General features: G+C 69.3%; 23 protein-coding genes. 11 read left to right on the forward strand and 12 right to left on the reverse strand.

Features of this window, described 5'->3' with window-relative positions; all coding sequences use genetic code 11:
* The 3 genes from Q0W60_RS05300 to Q0W60_RS05310 all read right to left on the reverse strand — a co-directional run.
* A partial coding sequence (locus Q0W60_RS05300) for a GNAT family N-acetyltransferase (protein WP_297693290.1) occupies window positions 1-333 on the reverse strand: 333 nt, incomplete at its 3' end.
* A 215-nt stretch (window positions 334-548) separates the two neighbouring features.
* Window positions 549-1,883, reverse strand: a complete 1,335-nt coding sequence (locus Q0W60_RS05305) for an MFS transporter (protein ID WP_297693293.1) — start codon at window positions 1,881-1,883, stop codon at window positions 549-551.
* Window positions 1,884-2,027: 144 nt separating this feature from the next.
* Window positions 2,028-2,873, reverse strand: coding sequence for a class I SAM-dependent methyltransferase (locus Q0W60_RS05310; RefSeq protein WP_297693295.1), 846 nt, complete (start codon window positions 2,871-2,873; stop codon window positions 2,028-2,030).
* 93 nt (window positions 2,874-2,966) lie between these two features.
* On the opposite strand from Q0W60_RS05310, the gene Q0W60_RS05315 reads away from it, so the two are divergent.
* Genes Q0W60_RS05315 through Q0W60_RS05325 form a run of 3 tightly spaced genes read left to right on the forward strand, consistent with a single transcriptional unit; the run spans window position 2,967 to window position 4,735 of the window.
* Entirely contained in the window at window positions 2,967-3,587 is a 621-nt protein-coding gene (locus Q0W60_RS05315) for a UdgX family uracil-DNA binding protein (protein ID WP_297693297.1), read from the forward strand.
* Between the two features lie 52 nt (window positions 3,588-3,639).
* Window positions 3,640-4,440, forward strand: coding sequence for a DUF6270 domain-containing protein (locus Q0W60_RS05320; RefSeq protein WP_297693299.1), 801 nt, complete (start codon window positions 3,640-3,642; stop codon window positions 4,438-4,440).
* Window positions 4,441-4,474: 34 nt separating this feature from the next.
* Complete coding sequence (locus Q0W60_RS05325) at window positions 4,475-4,735, forward strand: hypothetical protein (RefSeq protein WP_297693301.1); 261 nt, start codon at window positions 4,475-4,477, stop codon at window positions 4,733-4,735.
* On the opposite strand, the gene Q0W60_RS05330 is transcribed toward Q0W60_RS05325, so the two are convergent.
* From Q0W60_RS05330 to Q0W60_RS05345, 4 genes are all read right to left on the reverse strand, one after another.
* The gene (locus tag Q0W60_RS05330; protein ID WP_297693304.1) at window positions 4,732-5,505 is read right to left on the reverse strand and encodes a GNAT family N-acetyltransferase; all 774 of its coding nucleotides are present in this window, start codon (window positions 5,503-5,505) and stop codon (window positions 4,732-4,734) included. The two genes, Q0W60_RS05325 and Q0W60_RS05330, sit on opposite strands and share 4 nt — an antisense overlap.
* 3 nt (window positions 5,506-5,508) lie before the next feature.
* Window positions 5,509-6,171 carry a TetR/AcrR family transcriptional regulator gene (locus Q0W60_RS05335; protein WP_297693306.1) on the reverse strand — a complete coding sequence of 221 codons (663 nt, stop codon included), beginning with the start codon at window positions 6,169-6,171 and terminating at the stop codon, window positions 5,509-5,511.
* Between the two features lie 80 nt (window positions 6,172-6,251).
* Window positions 6,252-7,427: a VWA domain-containing protein gene (locus Q0W60_RS05340; protein ID WP_297693308.1), complete on the reverse strand. Its 1,176-nt coding sequence runs from the start codon at window positions 7,425-7,427 to the stop codon at window positions 6,252-6,254.
* An 84-nt stretch (window positions 7,428-7,511) separates the two neighbouring features.
* Complete coding sequence (locus tag Q0W60_RS05345; RefSeq protein ID WP_297693310.1) at window positions 7,512-8,081, reverse strand: GNAT family N-acetyltransferase; 570 nt, start codon at window positions 8,079-8,081, stop codon at window positions 7,512-7,514.
* A gap of 33 nt (window positions 8,082-8,114) precedes the next feature.
* Between Q0W60_RS05345 and Q0W60_RS05350 the strand changes: the two genes are divergently transcribed.
* The 7 genes from Q0W60_RS05350 to Q0W60_RS05380 all read left to right on the forward strand — a co-directional run bounded on the left by Q0W60_RS05350 (window position 8,115) and on the right by Q0W60_RS05380 (window position 14,446).
* Window positions 8,115-9,041 (forward strand): histone deacetylase family protein, encoded by a 927-nt coding sequence (locus Q0W60_RS05350; protein WP_297693312.1) that lies wholly within the window; start codon window positions 8,115-8,117, stop codon window positions 9,039-9,041.
* 47 nt (window positions 9,042-9,088) lie between these two features.
* Window positions 9,089-9,709 (forward strand): histidine phosphatase family protein, encoded by a 621-nt coding sequence (locus Q0W60_RS05355; RefSeq protein ID WP_297693314.1) that lies wholly within the window; start codon window positions 9,089-9,091, stop codon window positions 9,707-9,709.
* Between the two features lie 31 nt (window positions 9,710-9,740).
* Window positions 9,741-9,983 carry an exodeoxyribonuclease VII small subunit gene (locus tag Q0W60_RS05360; RefSeq protein ID WP_297693316.1) on the forward strand — a complete coding sequence of 81 codons (243 nt, stop codon included), beginning with the start codon at window positions 9,741-9,743 and terminating at the stop codon, window positions 9,981-9,983.
* Window positions 9,983-10,864, forward strand: coding sequence for a polyprenyl synthetase family protein (locus Q0W60_RS05365; RefSeq protein ID WP_297693318.1), 882 nt, complete (start codon window positions 9,983-9,985; stop codon window positions 10,862-10,864). The genes Q0W60_RS05360 and Q0W60_RS05365 overlap by 1 nt, the downstream gene beginning before the upstream one ends.
* A 26-nt stretch (window positions 10,865-10,890) precedes the next feature.
* Entirely contained in the window at window positions 10,891-12,810 is a 1,920-nt protein-coding gene (gene dxs / locus Q0W60_RS05370) for a 1-deoxy-D-xylulose-5-phosphate synthase (protein WP_297693320.1), read from the forward strand.
* The gene (bla, locus tag Q0W60_RS05375; RefSeq protein WP_297693322.1) at window positions 12,807-13,661 is read left to right on the forward strand and encodes a class A beta-lactamase; all 855 of its coding nucleotides are present in this window, start codon (window positions 12,807-12,809) and stop codon (window positions 13,659-13,661) included. Before dxs ends, bla begins: the two co-directional genes overlap by 4 nt.
* Window positions 13,662-13,855: 194 nt before the next feature.
* A complete protein-coding gene (locus Q0W60_RS05380) occupies window positions 13,856-14,446 on the forward strand; it encodes a cytochrome b/b6 domain-containing protein (RefSeq protein WP_297693324.1) in 591 nt (196 codons plus the stop codon).
* Here Q0W60_RS05380 and Q0W60_RS05385 read toward each other — a convergent pair.
* The 5 genes from Q0W60_RS05385 to flgF form a co-directional block, all read right to left on the reverse strand.
* Window positions 14,443-15,231 (reverse strand): hypothetical protein, encoded by a 789-nt coding sequence (locus Q0W60_RS05385; RefSeq protein WP_297693326.1) that lies wholly within the window; start codon window positions 15,229-15,231, stop codon window positions 14,443-14,445. The two genes, Q0W60_RS05380 and Q0W60_RS05385, sit on opposite strands and share 4 nt — an antisense overlap.
* A 105-nt stretch (window positions 15,232-15,336) precedes the next feature.
* Complete coding sequence (gene flgH, locus Q0W60_RS05390; protein WP_297693328.1) at window positions 15,337-16,071, reverse strand: flagellar basal body L-ring protein FlgH; 735 nt, start codon at window positions 16,069-16,071, stop codon at window positions 15,337-15,339.
* Between the two features lie 16 nt (window positions 16,072-16,087).
* Window positions 16,088-16,825: a flagellar basal body P-ring formation chaperone FlgA gene (gene flgA / locus Q0W60_RS05395; RefSeq protein WP_297693330.1), complete on the reverse strand. Its 738-nt coding sequence runs from the start codon at window positions 16,823-16,825 to the stop codon at window positions 16,088-16,090.
* A complete protein-coding gene (gene flgG / locus Q0W60_RS05400) occupies window positions 16,826-17,614 on the reverse strand; it encodes a flagellar basal-body rod protein FlgG (protein WP_297693332.1) in 789 nt (262 codons plus the stop codon).
* A gap of 10 nt (window positions 17,615-17,624) precedes the next feature.
* Window positions 17,625-18,374 carry a flagellar basal-body rod protein FlgF gene (gene flgF / locus Q0W60_RS05405; RefSeq protein ID WP_297693334.1) on the reverse strand — a complete coding sequence of 250 codons (750 nt, stop codon included), beginning with the start codon at window positions 18,372-18,374 and terminating at the stop codon, window positions 17,625-17,627.
* Window positions 18,375-18,591: 217 nt separating this feature from the next.
* On the opposite strand from flgF, the gene Q0W60_RS05410 reads away from it, so the two are divergent.
* Complete coding sequence (locus Q0W60_RS05410) at window positions 18,592-19,176, forward strand: flagellar basal body-associated FliL family protein (protein WP_297693336.1); 585 nt, start codon at window positions 18,592-18,594, stop codon at window positions 19,174-19,176.
* Window positions 19,177-19,210 lie beyond the last annotated feature (34 nt).

A 19,210-nucleotide genomic window follows, 5' to 3' on the forward strand; every position in this document is an offset into this window, starting at 1 on the left:
AGCACGTCCGAGATAGAAGCCGCGCATGTCGCGCAGCTGCCCGTCGAACGGCCAGAGGTCGATCCGGCCGATCGCCTCATCATCGCCGTCCTTCAGGGTGATCACCCAATAGAAGCGCTCACCACGGGCGCGCTTCTCCAGCGACTCGCGGGAGTTCGTCTCGGCTCCGTCAGGCGGATAGGGCCACGGGATGCCTGCGTGCAGGTACTTGAGCAGCTCCCAATCGGGAAAGCAGCGCTGAATGGCCGGTGCGTCGCGAAGTTCGAGCGGCCGCAGGATCAGCCGCTCGGTTTCGAGCACGGGAGTGGGCGGCAGAGGAAGTTCGAACGCCATGACAGGGTCTCCGAGAGGGGCCGGAGGCCAGGCGCTTCGTGTCGCTTCAGGTGAAGGATGAGCCCCGGCCGGACCGGCGGGGCTGGTGAGAGATGGCTAGACGCTACGCGCGCAGCCGGCCTCACGCCCCGCAGGGGTGGCGTTGGGGCCGCACGGCTGATTCGCGAAACGGGCCATGGCGCGCCTCTACCATAGGGCATCGCCGCTGGCGAGCTTCAGACGGCGGCGAGGCGGGCCGTGCGCGGCTCCTTGACGATGGCGATCAGGATCATCAGGGCGACCGCGAGGAAGCCGAGCGAGATGCCGAAAACCACGTCGTAGCCCAGGAGGTCGGCCAGCGCGCCGCCGACCAGCGGCCCGATCGTGGCGGTGATGCTCTCGGCCGTGGCGGAGACCGCGATACGCATGGGCAGGTCGTCGCGCGAGCCGAACTCGAGGATCATGGTCTGGGCCGCCATGTTGTAACCGGCCTGGGCCCCGCCGAGGCCGAAGAAGGCCGCCGCGATCAGCCAGCTTCCCGAGACGTTCATCAGCAGCACCGTGGCGGCGACCCAGGCGACCAGGGCGAGCAGAAGCACGAAGCGGAAGCCCGTCCGGTCGCCTATGTGGCCCCAGATCAGGTTGGAGAGCATGTCGCCCATCATGAAGGCCGTCGACAGCAGGCCGAGCGTCGCCCCCATCTGAACTGCGCCGTGCAGATGCAGCTTCTGAGCGACGTAGAGGATGTAGAACGGCGTCGCGATGCGCGCGGAGACCGCCGTCATCTGCACCAGCAGGAAGAAGGCGTAGGAGCGGTCCTGGCCGATCAGCCTGGGCAGGTCGCGGAAGCGCTCGCGGAAGCCGCCGCGGGCCCGGGTGGTGGGCGGTTCGGGCTCCTTGACGAGGAACTGGATGCACCACAGCCCCATGCTGGTCAGCACGAAGGCGACGGTGAAGCTGGTGGAGTAGCCGTTGCCGAACAGGTTGTGGCCGATGAAGTACTTGCCGGCGAAGTAGGCGAGCACGGCGGCGATGGCGCTGCCGGTGGTGTTGCGCCAGGCCTGCAGCCGCCCGCGTCGGCTGATTGGGATCACCTTGGCGATCAAGAGGGAGAAGACCACCCGCTGCGCGCCCATGAAGATCCCGAACAACGCCATCATGACGAGCAGGGCGACGACCAGCGCCGAGCCCTTGAGCAGCCAGCCCGCGATCGCCATGCCGAGGACCGCAAGGCGCGCCAGCGACCCCATCCAGACCGCCGCCGGCATCACCCGCGTCCGGTGCTCGACCTTGGTGGCCCCGAAGATCGGCGAGATCACCCCGCCCACCTGCTGCAGGGCGAGGCCCAGGCCCACGATGGCGTTGGAGCCGGAGACCTGGTGCAGATAGGCCGGCAGGAAGGTCGGGGTGTTGACCAGGCGGAAGCCCGTCATCCCAAGCATGCCGTGCAGGTAGTTTCCGAGATAATTCCGCTTCAGGTTGTCCCAGACGAACTTCTCATAGGCCGCTTCGCGTTCGGCGAGGTCGTCGCCGGCCCCGGCTAGGTCAGGCGTGTCGAGCTTAGCGTCCAAAATCTCTTCGCCGCGCGAGGCTGGGGGCAGCCGGGCGGGGCGCCCTGAACTGAAATGCGGATGATGGCGCCCTCGTAGCAGAGTCCGGACGGCCGAAGGAAGGCCGATCAAACACTTGTTTACCTGTCGACCCTCGCAGGCGGCTCAGGGCCGGCGCGCGGTGACGATCCAGATCGCGCCGGGCATCCAGACCCGACCGTCCTTGAGGTTCGCCGCGAGCACGTCGCGTACGCTGTCCCGCACACGCGGCGCGAGCTCGGGGTTCTCGCGCAGACGCGCGCCCAGCGGACCCACCCTGAGCGCGAGGGTGAGCGCGTCCTCCAGGGCCATGCCGCCGAGAGGGAGGTCCACCTTCTCGAAGGCGACGCCCTCGAAACCGGCGCTTTGCAGGATGCCCCGCACGCGCTCGGCGTCGGCGAATGCGAACGGGCCGGGCGCGGTCGGGTCGGGAGGCGGACCAGCCGGGGGCAGCAGCGCGCTGGCGGCCATGGCGGGCCCGGTCATGAACGGATTCTCCGCCGGCGTGCGCCAGCAGGCGAAGGCGAGTCGCCCGCCCACCCTCAAGGCGCGACGCAGGTTCGCGAACGCCGCCGTCGGATCGGCGAAGAACATCACCCCGAACCGCGAGAAGATCGCATCGAACACGCCCTCGCCGAAGTCGTGGACCTGGGCGTCGGCCTCGAGGAAGCGCACATTCGCCAGGCCCTCCGCGCGCCGGCGAGCAAGCTCCAGCATCGGCCGCGAGATATCGACGCCTGTGACGGCGCCCGCAGCGCCCACGCGGGCGGCGAGCGCCACCGTGGTCTGGCCTCCGCCGCAACCGATGTCGAGGAGCCGCTCGCCCGCGGTGGGAGCGAGGGTATCGATCGCGCGCACCCTCACCTCATGGATTTGGCGGTCGAGCAGGTCGTTCAGTTCCGCCCAGGTCCTCCCGCCCTGTTCGTTCCAGTAGGCGATCTGGCGGGCGTTGGGGTTCGTGGCCTCGCTCATGGTCAGGCTCCTGATCGGGCTGGGCGAGCGCCGGAACCGGGGCTCACAGGCTAAGGTTTGACCGCCATGGTCCGACCGCAAGACCCAGGCCCCATGGAAGCGCCTGATGCTCGCCGCCAGGACGCGCGGCCGGGTTCGGTCGAGGCGGTGTGGGCGGGCATCGAGGTCTGCCGTCGCTGCGATCTCTGGCGGTGCGGAAATGGCGTCGCGGGCGAAGGGCCGGCGCACGCCCGGCTCATGTTCGTTGGCGAGCAGCCGGGCGACCAGGAAGAACAGGCGAAGCGCCCTTTCATCGGCCCATCGGGCAAGATCCTCGACAAAGCCCTGCAGGAGGCGGGCGTCCCGCGCTCGGAAACCTTCGTCACCAACGCCGTGAAGCACTTCAAGCACCTGCCGCGCGGCAAGCGGCGGCTGCACAAGACGCCCGACGCCGGCGAGGTGGTCGCCTGCCGCTGGTGGCTGGACGCCGAACGGCGGATCATCCGCCCGCGGGTGATCGTGGCGCTGGGCGCGACCGCGGCGCTGTCTGTGTTCGGCAAGGCCACCCCGATCGGCCGTTTCCGACAGCAGGCGCTTCAGTTGCCGGATCAAGCCCAGGGCGTGGTGACCTACCATCCTTCCTACCTGCTGCGCGTGCCCGACGCAGAGGCGAAGCGGAGGGCCTACGCGATGTTCGTGGACGACCTGAGGTTCGCCTGGAAGCTCGCCACGTGAGCCGCTAGTGATCGCGCCTTCGGATCGAGCGCGCTGCGTCGGCGGAGTTGGGGTGGCCTCGAGAGTCGCGATCATCGGCAGTTGCGTGACGCGGGACGTCTGGAACCTCGCCGGGTTCGAGGACGACGCGCGCGCCGACCTGCTCTATGTCTCGCGAACCGGCATCGCGAGCCTGGTCGCCCAACCGGTGACGGGCCTTGACCTCCCGGAGGAGCCGCCCGGCGATCTCACGCGCTGGGAATATCGGATGGTCTGCGACGACCTCCTCAAGCGCGGCCTCGAAAACCTCGCCGACTATCAGCCGACCCACCTGATCATCGACTTCATCGACGAGCGCTTCGACCTGCTGCGGCGCGGCAAGATCGTGGCCACGCTTTCCTGGGAATTGCACCGGGCAGGGCTGGACACCGCCTCGGCTCTGGCCCGGCTGAGCCCGCTGCGCCGAACCGACGACAGAGCGTTCGACCTCTGGCGGGCGGGCCTGGCGGACTTCGCTCGGTTCCTCGGCGCGCGATTGCCGGAAACCAGGCTCATCTTCCACGACGCGCGCTGGGCGCTCGAACATCTCGACGAAGGCGGTGGGCGCGCGCCGTTCGACCCCGATCGAGTGCTGTGGCCGGGGCTCCCGGTGAATATCCATGACCAGAACCGGTTGCTCGCGATCTACGCCCAGGAAGTCCGGCGGGTGCTGCCCCAGGCGTTCCTGGTCCGCGCCCCAGCGGAGCTGGCGGTCGGCGACGTCGGCCATCGCTGGGGCCTGAGCCCCTTCCACTACGCCCAGCCGTACTATCGCTACGTCTGGGCCAGGTTCCAGGAGCTCGGTTGCGCCGCGCCCGGTCAGGATGGAGCCTAGCGGAACCGGCGCTGGCCTGACGGGTTCGGCTTGCATGCGGACGCCAGGGCCCAGCCACCTCGACCAGAGCGATCCCGCCAAGGCCGGCGTCCGGAACGTGCGCGAGGAGGTCGATCGCGAGATCGAAACCTACGGCCGCGACCTGCACGACCTTGTGCTGCTGGTCCCGGAGGACCGTTGGGCGGAGTTCATGCTGCTGACCGGCGGACCCGGCGACCGCGACGAGACGCAGTATCGCGGCGTGACGCTGCGCAGAGGCGCGGTGACCGCCGTCGTGGCGCAGGAAGGCTTCTAAAGCTCGAACTGGACGAGCCGGTGCAGCGCGGCGAACCCGGCCCGCTCGAGCGAGCGCTGCGAGGCCACGTTGCTGACGTGATGACCGCAGATCGGGCGCACGCCCCGGTTCAGGCACAGGGTCTTCAGATGCGCGATGATGTAGGCGCCGAGCCGCTGGCCGCGACGCTGCGGTGCGACGGCCATGCCGAGGTCGAAGTCGTCGCGGCCGTCCACCAGCCGCTTGAGCAGGCCGCAGCCAAGCAGGCCTTCGCCCTCCTGCTGGTAGAAGAACAGCCCGTTCTCGGCGATCAGGGCCGCGGTGACCTGGTCGTCGTCGAAGAAGCTGGGATCCACCGCCTTCGCGGCCGCCAGCTCGGCGGGACCGGCGAGCCGCACCGAGATCCCCGGCCGCTCGACGAAGCCCAGATCGACCACATCGCGATAGAGCAGGCCTAGCGTCTGCGGCGGGTTGCCGGACGCGAGCGCCACGAACATCAGCTGGGAATCGAAGCTCTTGCTGACGACGCGGCGTACCGCGGCCGTCTCGATCACGGCTTGCGAGATCTCGGCCAGCCGGCGGGCCGCGGGGGCAGGGCAGTGGATTTCGACCAGCACGGAGTCCGAGACCACCGCGTAGGCCACCCTTTCGCCGCCCTCCTCGACGAGCCAGCGCTGGCCGGGCTTGACCAGCAACTCCTCCACATAGAGTTCCTGCGGCTCCCGGAGCGCATCGAGGTAAGATCGCCGGAGATCGCCGGGAATCTCGCCGACCGGACGGACCGTGATCACCTTCTAAGGCGCGTTGAAGCCGGCTTCGGCGAAGTCGAGCATCCGGCTGAGCAGCGCGTTGACGTCGCCCTCGCGGGTCAGTCCGCCCGAGAGGTGGTGCAGCCGGTCGAACTCCGCGAAGCGGTTGTTGTGGACCATCCCCAGGCAGAAGTGCAGCCGCCAGTAGACCGTCTCGCGCGGCAGGTCAGGGCGGGCGGCGATCAGCGCGTTGGCGAACCGTTCCAGATGGCTCACGTCGTTCTGGATGGCCTCGCGCATCTCGGCAGTGCCTTCCGATCGGGCGCGGATGATGAACTGGATGGAGATCCGCCGCTCGTTGGCCGGATCGCTCCAGCGCAGGGGCGGGGCGAAATAGGCCCCGAGGATCTCGCGCACCGGCGGCTGGCCGTCGTGCCGCTCGTTGGCCTCGTGCAGCATCCGCGCCCGCTCGCGGTTCAACTCCGCGGTGCGCCGGCGGAAGATCGCGAACAGCAGGGCGTCCTTGGAGCCGAAGTGGTAGTTGACGCTCGCCAGGTTGACGCCCGCATCGGCGGTGATGTCGCGCACCGAGACGTTCTGGAAGCCGTTGAGCGCAAACAGCCGCTCGGCGGCCGCGAACACCGCGGCCTTGGTTGCGGCCTGCGCTTCTTCCGACTCGGCGGCCTCGTGCGTCAGGGGATCGTCCATGCGAGTCCCTTCGAGAACCCGGCCGAGCATAGGCGGTTGAATTCTGCCCGCAATCGGCGCGTCCCCGCGAAAACCCCCCGCTAGCGGGAGAGTTCGCGCATGGCTTTGTCAAGGCCATCGAGGGTGAGCGGGAACATCCGGTCGCCGACCAACTGCTTGATCACGCCGATCGAGGGCGTGTAGTCCCAGTGTCGCTCCGCGGTGGGATTCAGCCACACCACGTGCTCGTAGATCTGGGCGACGCGATCCATCCAGATGGCGCCGGCCTCCTCGTTCCAGTGCTCCACCGAACCGCCCGGATAGGTGATCTCGTAGGGGCTCATGGTGGCGTCGCCGACGAAGATGATCTTGTAGTCGTGCGGGAACTTGTGGAGGACGTCCCAGGTCGGGATCTTCTCGGCGTGGCGACGCCGATTGTCCTTCCAGACCGCCTCGTAAAGGCAGTTATGGAAGTAGTAGAACTCCATGGTCTTGAACTCGGAGCGGGCGGCGGAGAACAGCTCCTCGCAGACCTTGATGTGGCTATCCATCGAGCCGCCGATATCGAGGAACAGCAGGACGGAGATCTTGTTGCGCCGCTCGGGCCGCAGGTTGATGTCGAGATAGCCCTTCTCGGCCGTGCCCTTGATCGTGGCCGGCATGTCGATCTCGTCGGGCGTGCCCTCGCGCACCCACTTGCGCAGGCGTCTGAGCGCGACCTTGATGTTGCGGGTGCCGAGCTCGACGTGGTCGTCGAGGTTCTTGAACTCGCGCTTGTCCCAGACCTTGATCGCCCGCCCGTGCCGGCCCTTGTCCTGGCCGATGCGGATGCCTTCGGGATGGTAGCCGTCGGCGCCGAACGGCGAGGTCCCGCCCTGGCCGATCGCCTTGTCGCCCTTTTCGTGACGCTCCTTTTGCTCGCGCATGCGCTCGGCGAGCGCCTCCATCAGCTTGTCGAAGCCGCCCATGGCCTCGATCTGCGCCTTCTCCTCGTCGGTGAGGAACTGGTCGGAGATCTTCTTCAGCCACTCCGAGGGAATGTCGGCCGTGACGCCGTCATGCAGCTTCTCCATGCCCTTGAAGACATGGGCGAACACCTGGTCGAACCGGTCGAGGTTCTTCTCGTCCTTCACCAGCGCCGTGCGCGACAGGTAGTAGAAATCGTCCACCGAACGATCGATGACCTGCCTGTCGAGTCCCTCCATCAGCATGAGGTACTCTTTCAGCGTCACCGGCACCTTGGCTTCGCGAAGCTCCGTGAAGAAGCGCATGAACATCTGTGATCACCCCTCCTGCGGGGCGGCGGCGAACGGTTGTTTGAATGAGGATGGGGCCGCGAGGTCCCATTGTCTAGTGGCCGGTCAGGCCCGCTGAACCTCGCTGCGCGCCGCTTGCGTCGCCTGCAAGAAGCTCTCGGCGCGCCGGCGCAGGATGAATTCATGGTCGACCGTGCGGCCCACGCGGAAGCCATATTCGCCGGCCTTCTCGAAGCCTTGCCGGCCGTAGAACCGCTGCGCCCCGAAGTTCTCGCTCCACACGCCGATCCAGACGTCGCGGGGTCCCGCGCGCTGCAGCCAGGCCATGGCCTCTGCGAACAGCCTCTGGCCAAGTCCCCGGTTCTGCCAGGCCTTTCGAAAGTATAAGCGCTTCAACTCGCCGCAGAGCGCCGTGACTTCCGGATGCGGCAGGCCGCAGGGGCCGACCTGGGCGTAGCCGATCGTCTCGCCGTCGGCTTCGGCGAGCCAGACGGCCCCCGTGGGGTCGGCCAGCTCGGCGCGCAGGCGCTCGGCGTCGTAAGCGTCCGCGAGGAAGGCCCGCAGGTCCTGCGGCGGGTAAAGATGGCCGAATGTCTCCACGAACGTGTCGGCCGCGATGGTCGCCAAGGTCGGGGCGTCGCTTGGACTCGCGCGGCGGATGACGGGCTGGGACATCGGACGCAGGCGTTCTTGGGTTAGGATGATCAAATGACCGTCGCCCTCTACACCCATCTCGAGATGCTCGACCACCGCCCGGGCGCGGGCCATCCGGAGCGGCCGGAGCGTCTGCAGGCGGTGACGGGCGCGCTGCAGGACGCCTCCGACCTCGACCTCTCCGTGCGCGAGGCGCCTCTGGTCGAGGAAGCCGACCTCGCCCTCGTGCATCCCGACCGCTACGTCCAGGCGATCACCAGGGCCGCGCCGCAGCAGGGGATTCGGAAGCTCGATCCGGACACCTTCCTGTCGCCGGGCAGCCTCAACGCCGCGCGGCGGGCCGCCGGCGCCGCGGTCGCGGCCGTGCGCGACGTCGCCGCCGGCAAGGTCGATCGGGCGTTCTGCGCCGTGCGGCCGCCGGGCCATCACGCCGAGCCGGAGAGGCCGATGGGCTTCTGCGTCTTCTCCAACGTGGCGCTGGCCGCCAAGGCGGCGCAGGCCGCGGGGCTGAAGAAGGTCGCCGTGGTCGATTTCGACATCCACCACGGCAACGGCACCCAGGCGGCATTCGACGGCGAAGAGGGGCTGTTCTTCGCCTCGATCCAGCAGTGGCCCATGTGGCCCGGCAGCGGCCATCCGGACCAGCCGGCCGGCGCCAATATCGCCAACGCCGTGGTCCCGCCGGGGGCGCCGCGCGAGGCCTGGCGCCGGGCGTTCGAGGGGCTGATGCCGAAGGTCGATGCCTTCGCGCCGGATCTGCTGATCGTCTCGGCGGGATTCGACGCCCATGTGCGTGATCCGATCGGGGAGGCGGGCCAGAGTCTGGAGGCCGCGGATTTCGCCTGGGCGACGCGCGCCGTCGCCGCCATCGCCAGGGCTCACGCCAAGGGCCGGGTTGTGTCCTCGCTTGAGGGCGGCTACGACCTTGAAGCTCTGGGCTCCTCGGCGGTTGCGCACGTGCGGGCCCTTTCAGAGGGCTAGGGGACGGGTCGGCTGGTGCGCGGCGACGGCGAGGCCGCCCGGATGGAATGGCGAATCCATTGACCGCCGAAGCGCCCGACCGCTCCGCCGCCCGCCGTCCCGGCGCGATCGTCCTGGCCCGCCATGGCGAGCCGGCCCTGTCGCGCAGGGTGAGGCTCTCGGCGCAGCAATACCGCGACTTCTGGGCGAGCTACGAGGTGCTGGGCATCGCGCCGGGCCAGACCCCGCCCGCGACCCTGAAGCGCATCGTCGAGAAGGCCGGCGCGCTGCTCGCCTCCACCCGCCTGCGCTCGGTCGAGAGCGCCAGCATCCTGGCCGCCGGCCGCAAGGTCGCGCAGCACGATCTGCTGGTCGAGGCGCCTTTGCCGCCGCCGGCCTGGCCGGCCTGGATCAAGCTGTCGCCGATGACCTGGGGCTTCCTCGCCCGCGTCTGGTGGTGGTTCTTCGACCACCACGAGGGTCAGGAGACGCGGGCCGCCGCCGAGGCTCGCGCCGACGAGGCCGCCGCCCTGCTGATCGAGTATGCGGAGAAGGGCGAGGACGTGCTGGTGCTCGCCCATGGATTCTTCAACTTCATGATCGGTCGCGCGCTGCGTCGTCGCGGCTGGCGGCTGGCGGCGAGCGAGGGCTACAAATACTGGTCGACGCGCCGCTTCGAGCGGCTCTAGAGAAAAAGTCTCGCGGGACCGGAGAGCAGCCATGTCGGACGCGCCCGACATCTCGACCCTGAGCTTCGAGCAGGCCCTCGCCGAGTTGGAGCAGATTGTGGCGCGCCTGGAATCCGGCCAGGCGCCGCTGGAGGATTCCATCCAACTCTACGAGCGCGGGGCGGCCCTGAAGGCCCATTGCGAGCGGCGGCTCGAGGCCGCGCGCCTGCGCGTCGAGAAGATCGTCGTGGGCGCCGGCGGCGCGCCCGGGGTCGAGCCCGCCGAGTTCAACTGATGCAGCCGTTGGCCCAGCGCGTGGCCGAGGCCGCGGACCTGGTCACGGTGGCGCTCGACGAGTTGCTGCCGCGCGCCGAAGGGCCGGAGTCGCGCCTCACCGAGGCGATGCGTTACGCCGCGCTGGGGCCGGGCAAGCGGTTGCGCACCTTCTTCGCGCTCGAGACCGGGCGGATGTTCGAGCTCGCGGACCGCTCGGTGCTGCGGGCCGCCTGCGCGCTCGAGTGCGTGCAGGCCTACAGCTTGGTGCACGACGACCTGCCCTGCATGGACGACGACGATCTGCGGCGCGGGCGGCCCACCGTGCACAGGGCCTACGACGAAGCCACCGCCGTACTGGCGGGTGACGCCCTGCAGACCGCCGCCTTCGAGATCCTGGCGCACCCGGACACCCACGGCGACGGGAGCATCCGCGCCGAACTGGTGAGCAAGCTCGCCCAGGCGATCGGGGCCAAGGGCATGGCCGGCGGCCAGATGATCGACATCCTGGGCGTCCGCGAGGACCTGGGCGGTGTCGCGCGCATGCAGCGGCTGAAGACCGGCTCGCTCATCGCCTGCGCTTTCGAGCTGCCGATCGTCATGGCCCGCGCCAAGGAGGCCGAACGCCACGCGCTGCTGGCCTTCGCCCACGATCTCGGCCTCGCCTATCAGATCGTCGACGACCTGCTGGACGCACAAGGCGACGCCGCGCGGATGGGCAAGGCGGCGCGCAAGGACGCCGGAAAGGGGAAGGCCAACTTCGTCACCCTGCTGGGTGTCGAAGCCGCGCGCGAGCGCCTGGACGTGCTCGCCAAACAAACCAAATCCCACCTCGAGCCGTTCGGGAAGGGGGCCGAATTCTTACGGGCGAGCGTGGATTTCGTGCTAGAGCGCCCGAGCTAGCCGCCCGAGTACGCGTCAGGTCCTTCATGCCGCCGGTCACACCGCTTCTCGACACCATCGCCTCGCCCGCCGACGTCCGGAAGCTCCCGCCAAGTCAGTTACGGCAGCTGGCCGACGAACTGCGCGCGGAGACCATCGACGCGGTCTCCCAGACCGGCGGCCATCTCGGCGCTGGCCTGGGCGTGGTCGAGCTGACCGTCGCCCTGCACCACGTCTATGACACGCCGCGTGATGTCCTGATCTGGGACGTCGGCCATCAGGCCTATCCGCACAAGATCCTGACCGGCCGGCGCGATCGCATCCGCACGCTGCGGCAGGGCGGCGGACTCTCGGGCTTCACCAAGCGGGCGGAGAGCGAATACGACCCGTTCGGGGCGGCGCATGCGGCCACCTCGATCTCGGCGGCGCTCGGCTTCTGCGCGGCGCGCGATCGCGACGGGCGCGACAACAAGGTGGTGGCGGTGATCGGCGACGGCGCGATGAGCGCCGGCATGGCCTACGAGGCGATGAACAAGGCCTGCGAGACCACCAAGCAGCTGACCGTCATCCTCAACGACAACGACATGTCGATCGCCCCGCCGGTCGGCGGCATGAGCGCCTATCTGGCGCGCATCGTCTCCGGCGGCGGCTACCGGTCGTTCCGCAACCTCGGCAAGGCGATGACCAAGGTCTTCCCGCGGCCGATGCAGGAGGCGGCGCGCAAGGCCGAGGAGTTCGCGCGCGGCTTGGTGACCGGCGGCACCTTCTTCGAGGAGCTGGGCTTCTACTACGTGGGCCCGATCGACGGCCACGACATGGACGCGCTGGTCCACGTCCTGCAGAACGTGCGCGGGATCACCGACCGGCCGGTGCTGGTCCACGTGGTGACGCAAAAGGGCAAGGGCTACGCCCCGGCCGAGAACGCCGCCGACAAGTATCACGGGGTGGTCAAGTTCGACGTGGTGACCGGCCAGCAGGCCAAGCCCGCCCAGACCCATGCGCCGCAATACACGAAGGTGTTCGCGGCCGAGCTGATCAAGCACGCCGAGCGGGACCCTAAGATCGTCGCGATCACCGCGGCCATGCCCTCCGGCACCGGCCTCGATGCGTTCGGCGAGCGCTTTCCCGAACGGATGTTCGACGTCGGCATCGCCGAGCAGCACGCGGTGACCTTCGCCGCCGGCTTGGCGGCGGACGGTATGAAGCCATTCGCGGCGATCTATTCGACCTTCCTGCAGCGCGGCTATGACCAGGTGGTCCACGACGTAGCCATCCAGCGGCTGCCGGTCCGCTTCGCCATCGATCGCGCGGGGCTGGTGGGCGCCGACGGGGCCACGCATGCGGGGGCCTTCGACGTCGGCTACATGGGCGCGCTGCCGGGCATGGTCGTGATGGCCGCGGCCGACGAGGCCGAGCTTGCGCGCATGGTGGCGACCGCCGTCGCGATCGACGACCGCCCGTCGGCCTTCCGCTATCCCCGCGGCGAGGGCGTGGGCGTCGCGATCCCCGAAGCGGCGGAGCCGCTGGAGATCGGCAGCGGCCGGATCGTGCGAGAGGGGACGGCCGTGGCGATCGTCTCGCTCGGCACGCGGCTTTCGGAGTCGCTGAAGGCGGCCGACATGCTGGCGGCGCGCGGACTCTCGGCGACGGTCGCCGATGCACGCTTCGCCAAGCCGCTCGATATCGAGCTGATCCTGCGGCTTGCCCGCGAGCACGAGGCGCTCATCACCGTGGAGGAGGGCGCGATCGGCGGCTTCGGGGCCTTCGTGCTGCAGACGCTGGCCGCCCACGGCGCGCTCGACCGCGGCCTGAAAGTGCGCACGCTCACCCTGCCTGACCTGTTCCAGGACCAGGACAAGCCGGAGGCGATGTACGCCCAGGCCGGCCTGGACGCTGAGGGCATCCTGCGCGCCGCCCTGGAGGCGCTGGGCGTCTCCAATGCGGCCACGGCCGGCCGGCGGGCGTGACGCCGCGCCCGACCCGTCGCGCGGCCCTCGCTGTCACCGCGGCCGCCCTCGCAAGCCCCGCGCTCGCCGCCCCGTCCGTCGAGGCCCGGGTCACGCAGGTCGAGCAGCGCCACGGCGGGCGGATCGGCCTCGCGGCCCTCGACACCGGTTCCGGCCGTCGTGTCGCCCATCGCGCCGACGAGCGCTTCCCGATGTGCAGCACCTTCAAGATGATCGCCGTTTCGGCGGTGCTGCATCGCGTCGACACCGGTGCGGAGCAACTTGATCGCGAGGTGCTGGTGGACCGGGCCGACGTGGTGGGCTGGGCGCCGGTCACCGAAAAGCACCTCGGCCAGAAGATGTCGCTCGGCGCCTTGTGCGAGGCGGCGATCGAATTCAGCGACAACGGCGCCGCCAATCTGATCCTCGACGCCCTGGGAGGCCCGCAGGGGGTGACCTCGTACGCCCGCGCGATCGGCGATCCAATGTTTCGCCTCGACCGGCGGGAGCCGGCGCTTAACGAAGCCCTGCCCGGCGATCCGCGCGACACCACAACGCCGGCGGCCATGCTGGGCGACCTGAACACGTTGCTCCTCGGTCAGAGGCTCTCACCGCCGTTGCGCAACCGGCTGACCGGCTGGATGCTGAAATGCCAGACCAGCCGCATCAAGGGGACGCTCCCGAGCGGCTGGCGGATCGCCGACAAGACCGGCTCCGGCGGGCGCGGCGCGACCAACGACGTGGGCGTGATCTGGCCTCCGAACCGCGCTCCGATCCTGATCGCGGTCTACACCGTGGGATCCAGCCGGCCCGAAGCCGAGCGCAACGCCGCCGTCGCCGACATCGGGCGTATCGTGGTCGAGAGTCTCTGAGCGCGGCTTCCTGTGGACTGGCGGCGGCTCGCGCTGCGCCTCCATGGCGCGCGCCGCCGATCGACGTCCCGGATTTGATGAAACGCAATGCGGTCGCGGCCGAGGTCGGTCGAAGGTGGTCTGAGGCGAGCGGGAGAAGCGCGGCTTCAACCTATGCGCAGAGCCGCCCTTGTCTCAGGCCGGAAAGGAGAGGCATGGACGCCCGCAACACCGTCGAGACTGCCGCGCGCATCGCCGGGGGCGACCGCTCGCGCTACGACCCCGTGGCGATGAGCCTGCATTGGGCCACCGTATTGCTCGTGCTCGCCAACTTCGCGCTCGCTGAGACCTGGGAGGCGTTCGCCCGGCCCACGCGCCACCTGATGGTCGCGACCCACATGTCCTTCGGCATCCTGCTGGGGGCGGCCGTGATCGCGCGCATCGTCTGGCGACTGATCCCGGGACACCAGATGAAGCCCGCCGTCTCCGGCTTCGCCGAGCTCGCCTCCAGAGCGGTCCACTGGCTGCTCTACCTGCTGCTGATCGCACAGGCTGTCCTCGGCTTCGTGCTCCGCTGGTCAGGCGGCGAGGCGATGAGCTTCTTCGGCCTGCAGCTCCCGTCCCCGATGGAGACGGTGTCGCGCGCCACGAATCACGAGATCGGCGAGGTGCACGAGAACGTGGGCTGGGCGATCGTCATTCTGGCCGCCGCGCACGCCGCAGCCGCGCTCTACCACCACCTGGTGGTCAAGGATGACGTGATGCGCCGCATGCTGCCGCGGCGCGCCGGGGACGGCCGAGGCTAGTCGTCGTCCGGTCCGGGATAGTAACCATAGCCCCGCTGCGGCTGCGCCCATCGCGGCACGGCCGGACGGTATGGGTCGCGATAACCGTAGGCGTCTTCGCGGACGCGCTCGGCCTCGGCGGCGGCACGCTGGCGGTCGGCGTCCTCCTCGCTCTGCTGCTGGCGGATATGGTCCGCCTCCGCGGTCTCCCGCTGCCGGGTGGCTTCGGCCGCCTCGCGCGCGGCCTTGGCGGCGGCGAGCTGCTCGTCGGCCACCGCCCTGGCGCGAGCTTCAGCTTCCTTCCGCGCCTTGGCCTCCTGGCGGGCGGCGACCTCGGCCTTGTACTGCGCGCCGACCTGCACGCCGCAGGTCGTGAGGTCGCCGATCCCCTGCTCGGAGCCACCCAGCGTGGCGCTCACCGGTTCATCGGCGAGCCAGGCGATCTGCAGGGTCTTGCCCTTGCGCAGGGCCGCAACGGTCTCCTCGCTCAGCACGATGGCGCCTCGCTTGGGGTTCTCCATCCGCTGCATAAGGTTCGAGAACGGCTTCTGGTCGATTCGCAGCGGCAGGAACGCGCGCTGCGGGATGTCGTCCTTGCTGAACCGCAGCTCCACGAATTGGCCATCCGAGACCAAGGTGACCTGGGCGCTCTGGCCGGATCGACCGACGAGGTCGATATCCGTCCGGCAGCTGTCTTGCCCCGGGGTTATCACCCAGATCTGCGATTGCGGTTGTGCGGGCGCTGCGGCGGCCCCGCCGGCGAACAGCGCGGCGGTCGCCGCGCTAAACACGATACGCTTGAACACGACCGGATCCCCAGCACGCCCTCGGAGACTAAGCTACGCCTGGTTGGGGAGGGCGCCTAGAGCACAGGCGGTCGCGGGTTCGCGAGCGGCCCGGGCCCCCGCGGATCAGAAGGGCCAGAACTTCTCGGCGATCGACTGGCCGGCCGGCGTCTTCTGCACGCGGGCGATGTCGCCGCGGCCGCCGTAATAGATCCGCGCCTCGGCGATCTGGGTGTGGTTGATCGTGTTGGCCGAGGAGATGTCCTCCGGCCGCACGACGCCGGCGACGGTCAGCTGGCGCAGGTCGTTGTTGGTGCGCACCTCCTGGGTGCCCTGGATCACCAGGTTGCCGTTCGGCAGCACGGCCGAGACGACCGCGGCGATCGTCAGGTTGATCTTCTCCGCGCGCGTCACCGCTCCGGCGCCGGCCTGGTCGGTCTTGGTGCTGGTGCCCAGCGCGTTCGCCGGGTCGAAGGCCTTGGGCAGGATCTTGCCGAGGCTGGATTCGAAGCCCAGCAGGTGGGGAATGCCCGCGCTCATGTCGCTCTGGCGCGAGGTGGTGGTCTGGTTGGTGGTCTTGGCGCTGTCGTCGATGCTGATCAGCACGGTCAGGATGTCGCCCACCTTGCTCGCCCGCTGGTCGGCGAAGAACTCCCTGGCGCCGGTGCGCCACAGCGAGTTGGCGCTGGCGGGTCCCGGATCGGGCCCGCGGCTGACGGGCAGGATCGTCTGCTCGCGCGGCACCAGCGCGGCCGGATAGCCGACCGGGGCCAGCTGCGGCCCCTTCACGGCCTCCGCAACGCTGGAGCAGGCGGCGAGCGGACCCATCAGGACGGCGAAGGCGAGCGGACGAAGACGCATGACTGGTGACTTTCCTCTAGCGGAGCGCGAGGCGCGTGGCGCCGGTCTTGAGCTGTTCGGCTGCGGGGCCGACCGCGGCCTCCCCCGGGCCGGAGACCACCGCCTGGATGATCTTCTTCGAGGCGGGATTCTCCACGTTCAGGGTCTCGCCGACGCCGGCCGCGGAGAGCGCCTTGCCTTGCAGCGACAGCGAGATTCCTTCGGCGTCGTAGGTGACGCTGATCATCTCGCCCGCCTTGATGACGATGGGAGCGGCGACGTCGTGGGCGGCCACCACCGCGCCCGCGCGCAGCGGCCGGCGCGCGGCCAAGCCGATCACCGCGTCGGGATCGTGCGGCGCGTCGCGCGGCGCGGCCGCCGCCTTGGCCCAGACGATGTCGGTCGGGCCGACCACATCGCCGGCTGGGATGTCGCGCGCGTAGGTGAGCACCTCGATGTTGCCGCGGGCCGGGCCGGCGGCGGCGCCGGACGCGCCGGCTCCGGCGTGCACCACGATGGTCTTCAGGCCCTCGGCGTTGGCCCAGTCCAGCCCGGCCCGGCGGGCGAGCGCCTGCACGGCCGCGGCGCTCAGCGCCACGCTCTCGGCGGTGCGGCGCGCGACGGGCACGCGCGCGGCGGGGCCGGCGTCCTCGAAGAGGTCGCCCAGAGTGACGATGCCGTCCGCGTCGGCGGTGTCGGCCCTGAGCGTGACGACCTGGCCGGCGAGCGCCGGACCCGCAAGGGCGAGCGCGGCGGCGATGAGCAACGCCTTCATCTACGACTTCACCTGGTTGGCGATGGCCAGCATGTTGTCCGCCGTGGAGATCACCTTGGAGTTCATCTCGTAGGCCCGCTGGGCGACGATCAGGGCGGTGATCTCGGAGACCGGATCGACGTTGGAGGCTTCGGTGTAGCCCTGGTCCAGCACGCCCAGGCCGTTGTTGCCGGGGGTGTCGAGCGTCGGCGCGCCCGAGGCCGCGGTCTCCAGGAACAGGTTCGAGCCCTGAGCCGAGAGCCCGCCTTCGTTCATGAAGGTGGCGAGCGTCAGCTGGCCGACGACGGTCGGCGCGGGATTGCCGGGCTGCGTCACCTGCACCTGGCCGGTCTTGGAGATCGTCACGTCGGTGGCGGTCTGCGGGATGGTGATCGCCGGCTGGATCAGATAGCCGTCCTGCGTCACCAGCTGGCCCTGGTCGTTGATCGAGAAGTTGCCGGCGCGGGTGTAGGCGGTGTCGCCGGTGGGCAGCAGCACCTGGAAATAGCCGCGGCCGTCGATCGCCAGGTCGAACTTGTTGCCGGTGGCGGTCAGCGAGCCCTGGGTCGAGATCCGGTAGACCGAGCCCGCCTTCACGCCGGCGCCGATCTGCACGCCCGTCGGCACGATGGTGCCCTGGTCCGAGGACTGGGCGCCCGGCTGCTCGAGCGTCTGGTAGAGCAGGTCCTGGAACTCGGCGCGCTGCTTCTTGAACGCCACCGTGTTCATGTTGGCGATGTTGTTCGAGATGACCTCGACGTTCAGCTGCTGGGCGGCCATGCCCGTCGCGGCCGTGCGGAGAGCCTGCATCGCTTAGCTCCTATTGAACCTTGCCAAGGCTATCGACCGCCCGCGCGGAGAGGTCCGCCTGGGTGTCCATCATCTTGGCCATTTGCTCGTAGGCCCTGGAGACCTCGATCATGCGGGTCATCTCCAGGATCGGATTGACGTTCGAGCTCTCCAGCATTCCCTGGCGGACACGCGGCGCCTCGACGGGCGTCGGCTGCACGTTGGAGGTGTTGCGGAAGAGGTTGTCGCCGGCCTTCTCCAGGCCGGACAGGCTCGAGAAACTCGCCACGCCGATCTTGCCGACCCGCAGGATGTCCTTGCCGGTCCCCTGGCTGACGGTGCCGTCCGGGCCGATGGCGACCGGTCCCTTCTGCGGATCGAGCACGATCTCGCCGCCGCCGTCGTCGAGCACCGGCTGGCCGGCCTGGGTCGTGAGCCGGCCGCTGTCGTCCAGCCGGAAACGGCCGTCACGGGTGTAGCGCTCGCCGCCGGCGGTCTGCACGCGGAAGAATCCCGCCCCGTCGAGCGCCAGATCCAGCGGCGAATCGGTGCGCCGGAGCGCGCCCTGCCCGAAGTCGCGCAGCACGCCGTTCGACGCGACGAACTTGACCGGCGCCGGACCCCCCAGCGTGAACGCCGGCCGTTCCGGATCCTCGGCCGTCTGCAGCGCCTCCACCTTGAAGCCCGAGGTGTCGGCGTTGGCGATGTTGTTCGCGATCAGGTCCATCTGCTGCTGCAGGACGATCTCGCGGGACAGTCCGACGTAGAGGCTGTTGTCCATTAATTGGCGGGCCTTGCGGGCGATGGTTATCCGCAGCTCCCGCTGCAAGCATCGGGCCAATCGAAAACCCAAAGTATTTCAGCAGATAAGAAGGTTAACGCGGACCCACCGGCAAAAACCGCCGGGCAGGCTTGGCCGCCGTTAAGGTCGGTTAAAAACCGCTTCTTAACCAAAGCGGGGCCATCCCAGAGCGACAAGGATTCTAAGGAACGCGCGCGTGTCCGAAGCTGCCGTCCAGGAAGCGCCCGACGAAGAAGTCGCCGAAGGCGAGGAGGTCGAGGGCGAGGCCCCGAAGAAGAAGCTCCCGCTCAAGCTCATGATCATCGCCGGCGCGGCGGCGGTGCTGGTGCTGGGCGGAGGCGGCGGGGCGGCGTTCTTGCTGCTGAAACCGAAGCCCGACGCGGCCCACGCCGGCAAGAAGCACGAGGCCAAGAAGAAGGACGACAAGGGCGGCAAGGACGCCAAGGGCGGCGGCCAGGTCCGCGAGGGGCCCGACGGGGTGCTCTTCTACACCCTGCCGGACATCGTGGTGAACATGCAGACGGCGGATGGGCGCCCGACGTTCCTGAAGCTGAAGCTCACCCTCGAGATGCCTGACCAGGACGCGGTGGACGCGCTCGATCCGAACATGCCCAGGCTGCAGGACATGTTCCAGACCTTCCTGCGGGAGCTTCGTCCCGAGGACCTGCAGGGCAGCCAAGGGTCCTATCAGCTCCGCATGGAGCTGCTGCGCCGGGTCAACCTGGTGATCGCGCCGTCCAAGGCGAACGCCGTCCTGATCGAGGAGATGCTGATCAACTAGCGCCCGCCGGGCCGCCAGTCGCGTCGCGAACCAA

It is taken from the genome of Phenylobacterium sp. (assembly GCF_025934275.1).
In the GTDB taxonomy this organism is placed as follows: domain Bacteria; phylum Pseudomonadota; class Alphaproteobacteria; order Caulobacterales; family Caulobacteraceae; genus Phenylobacterium.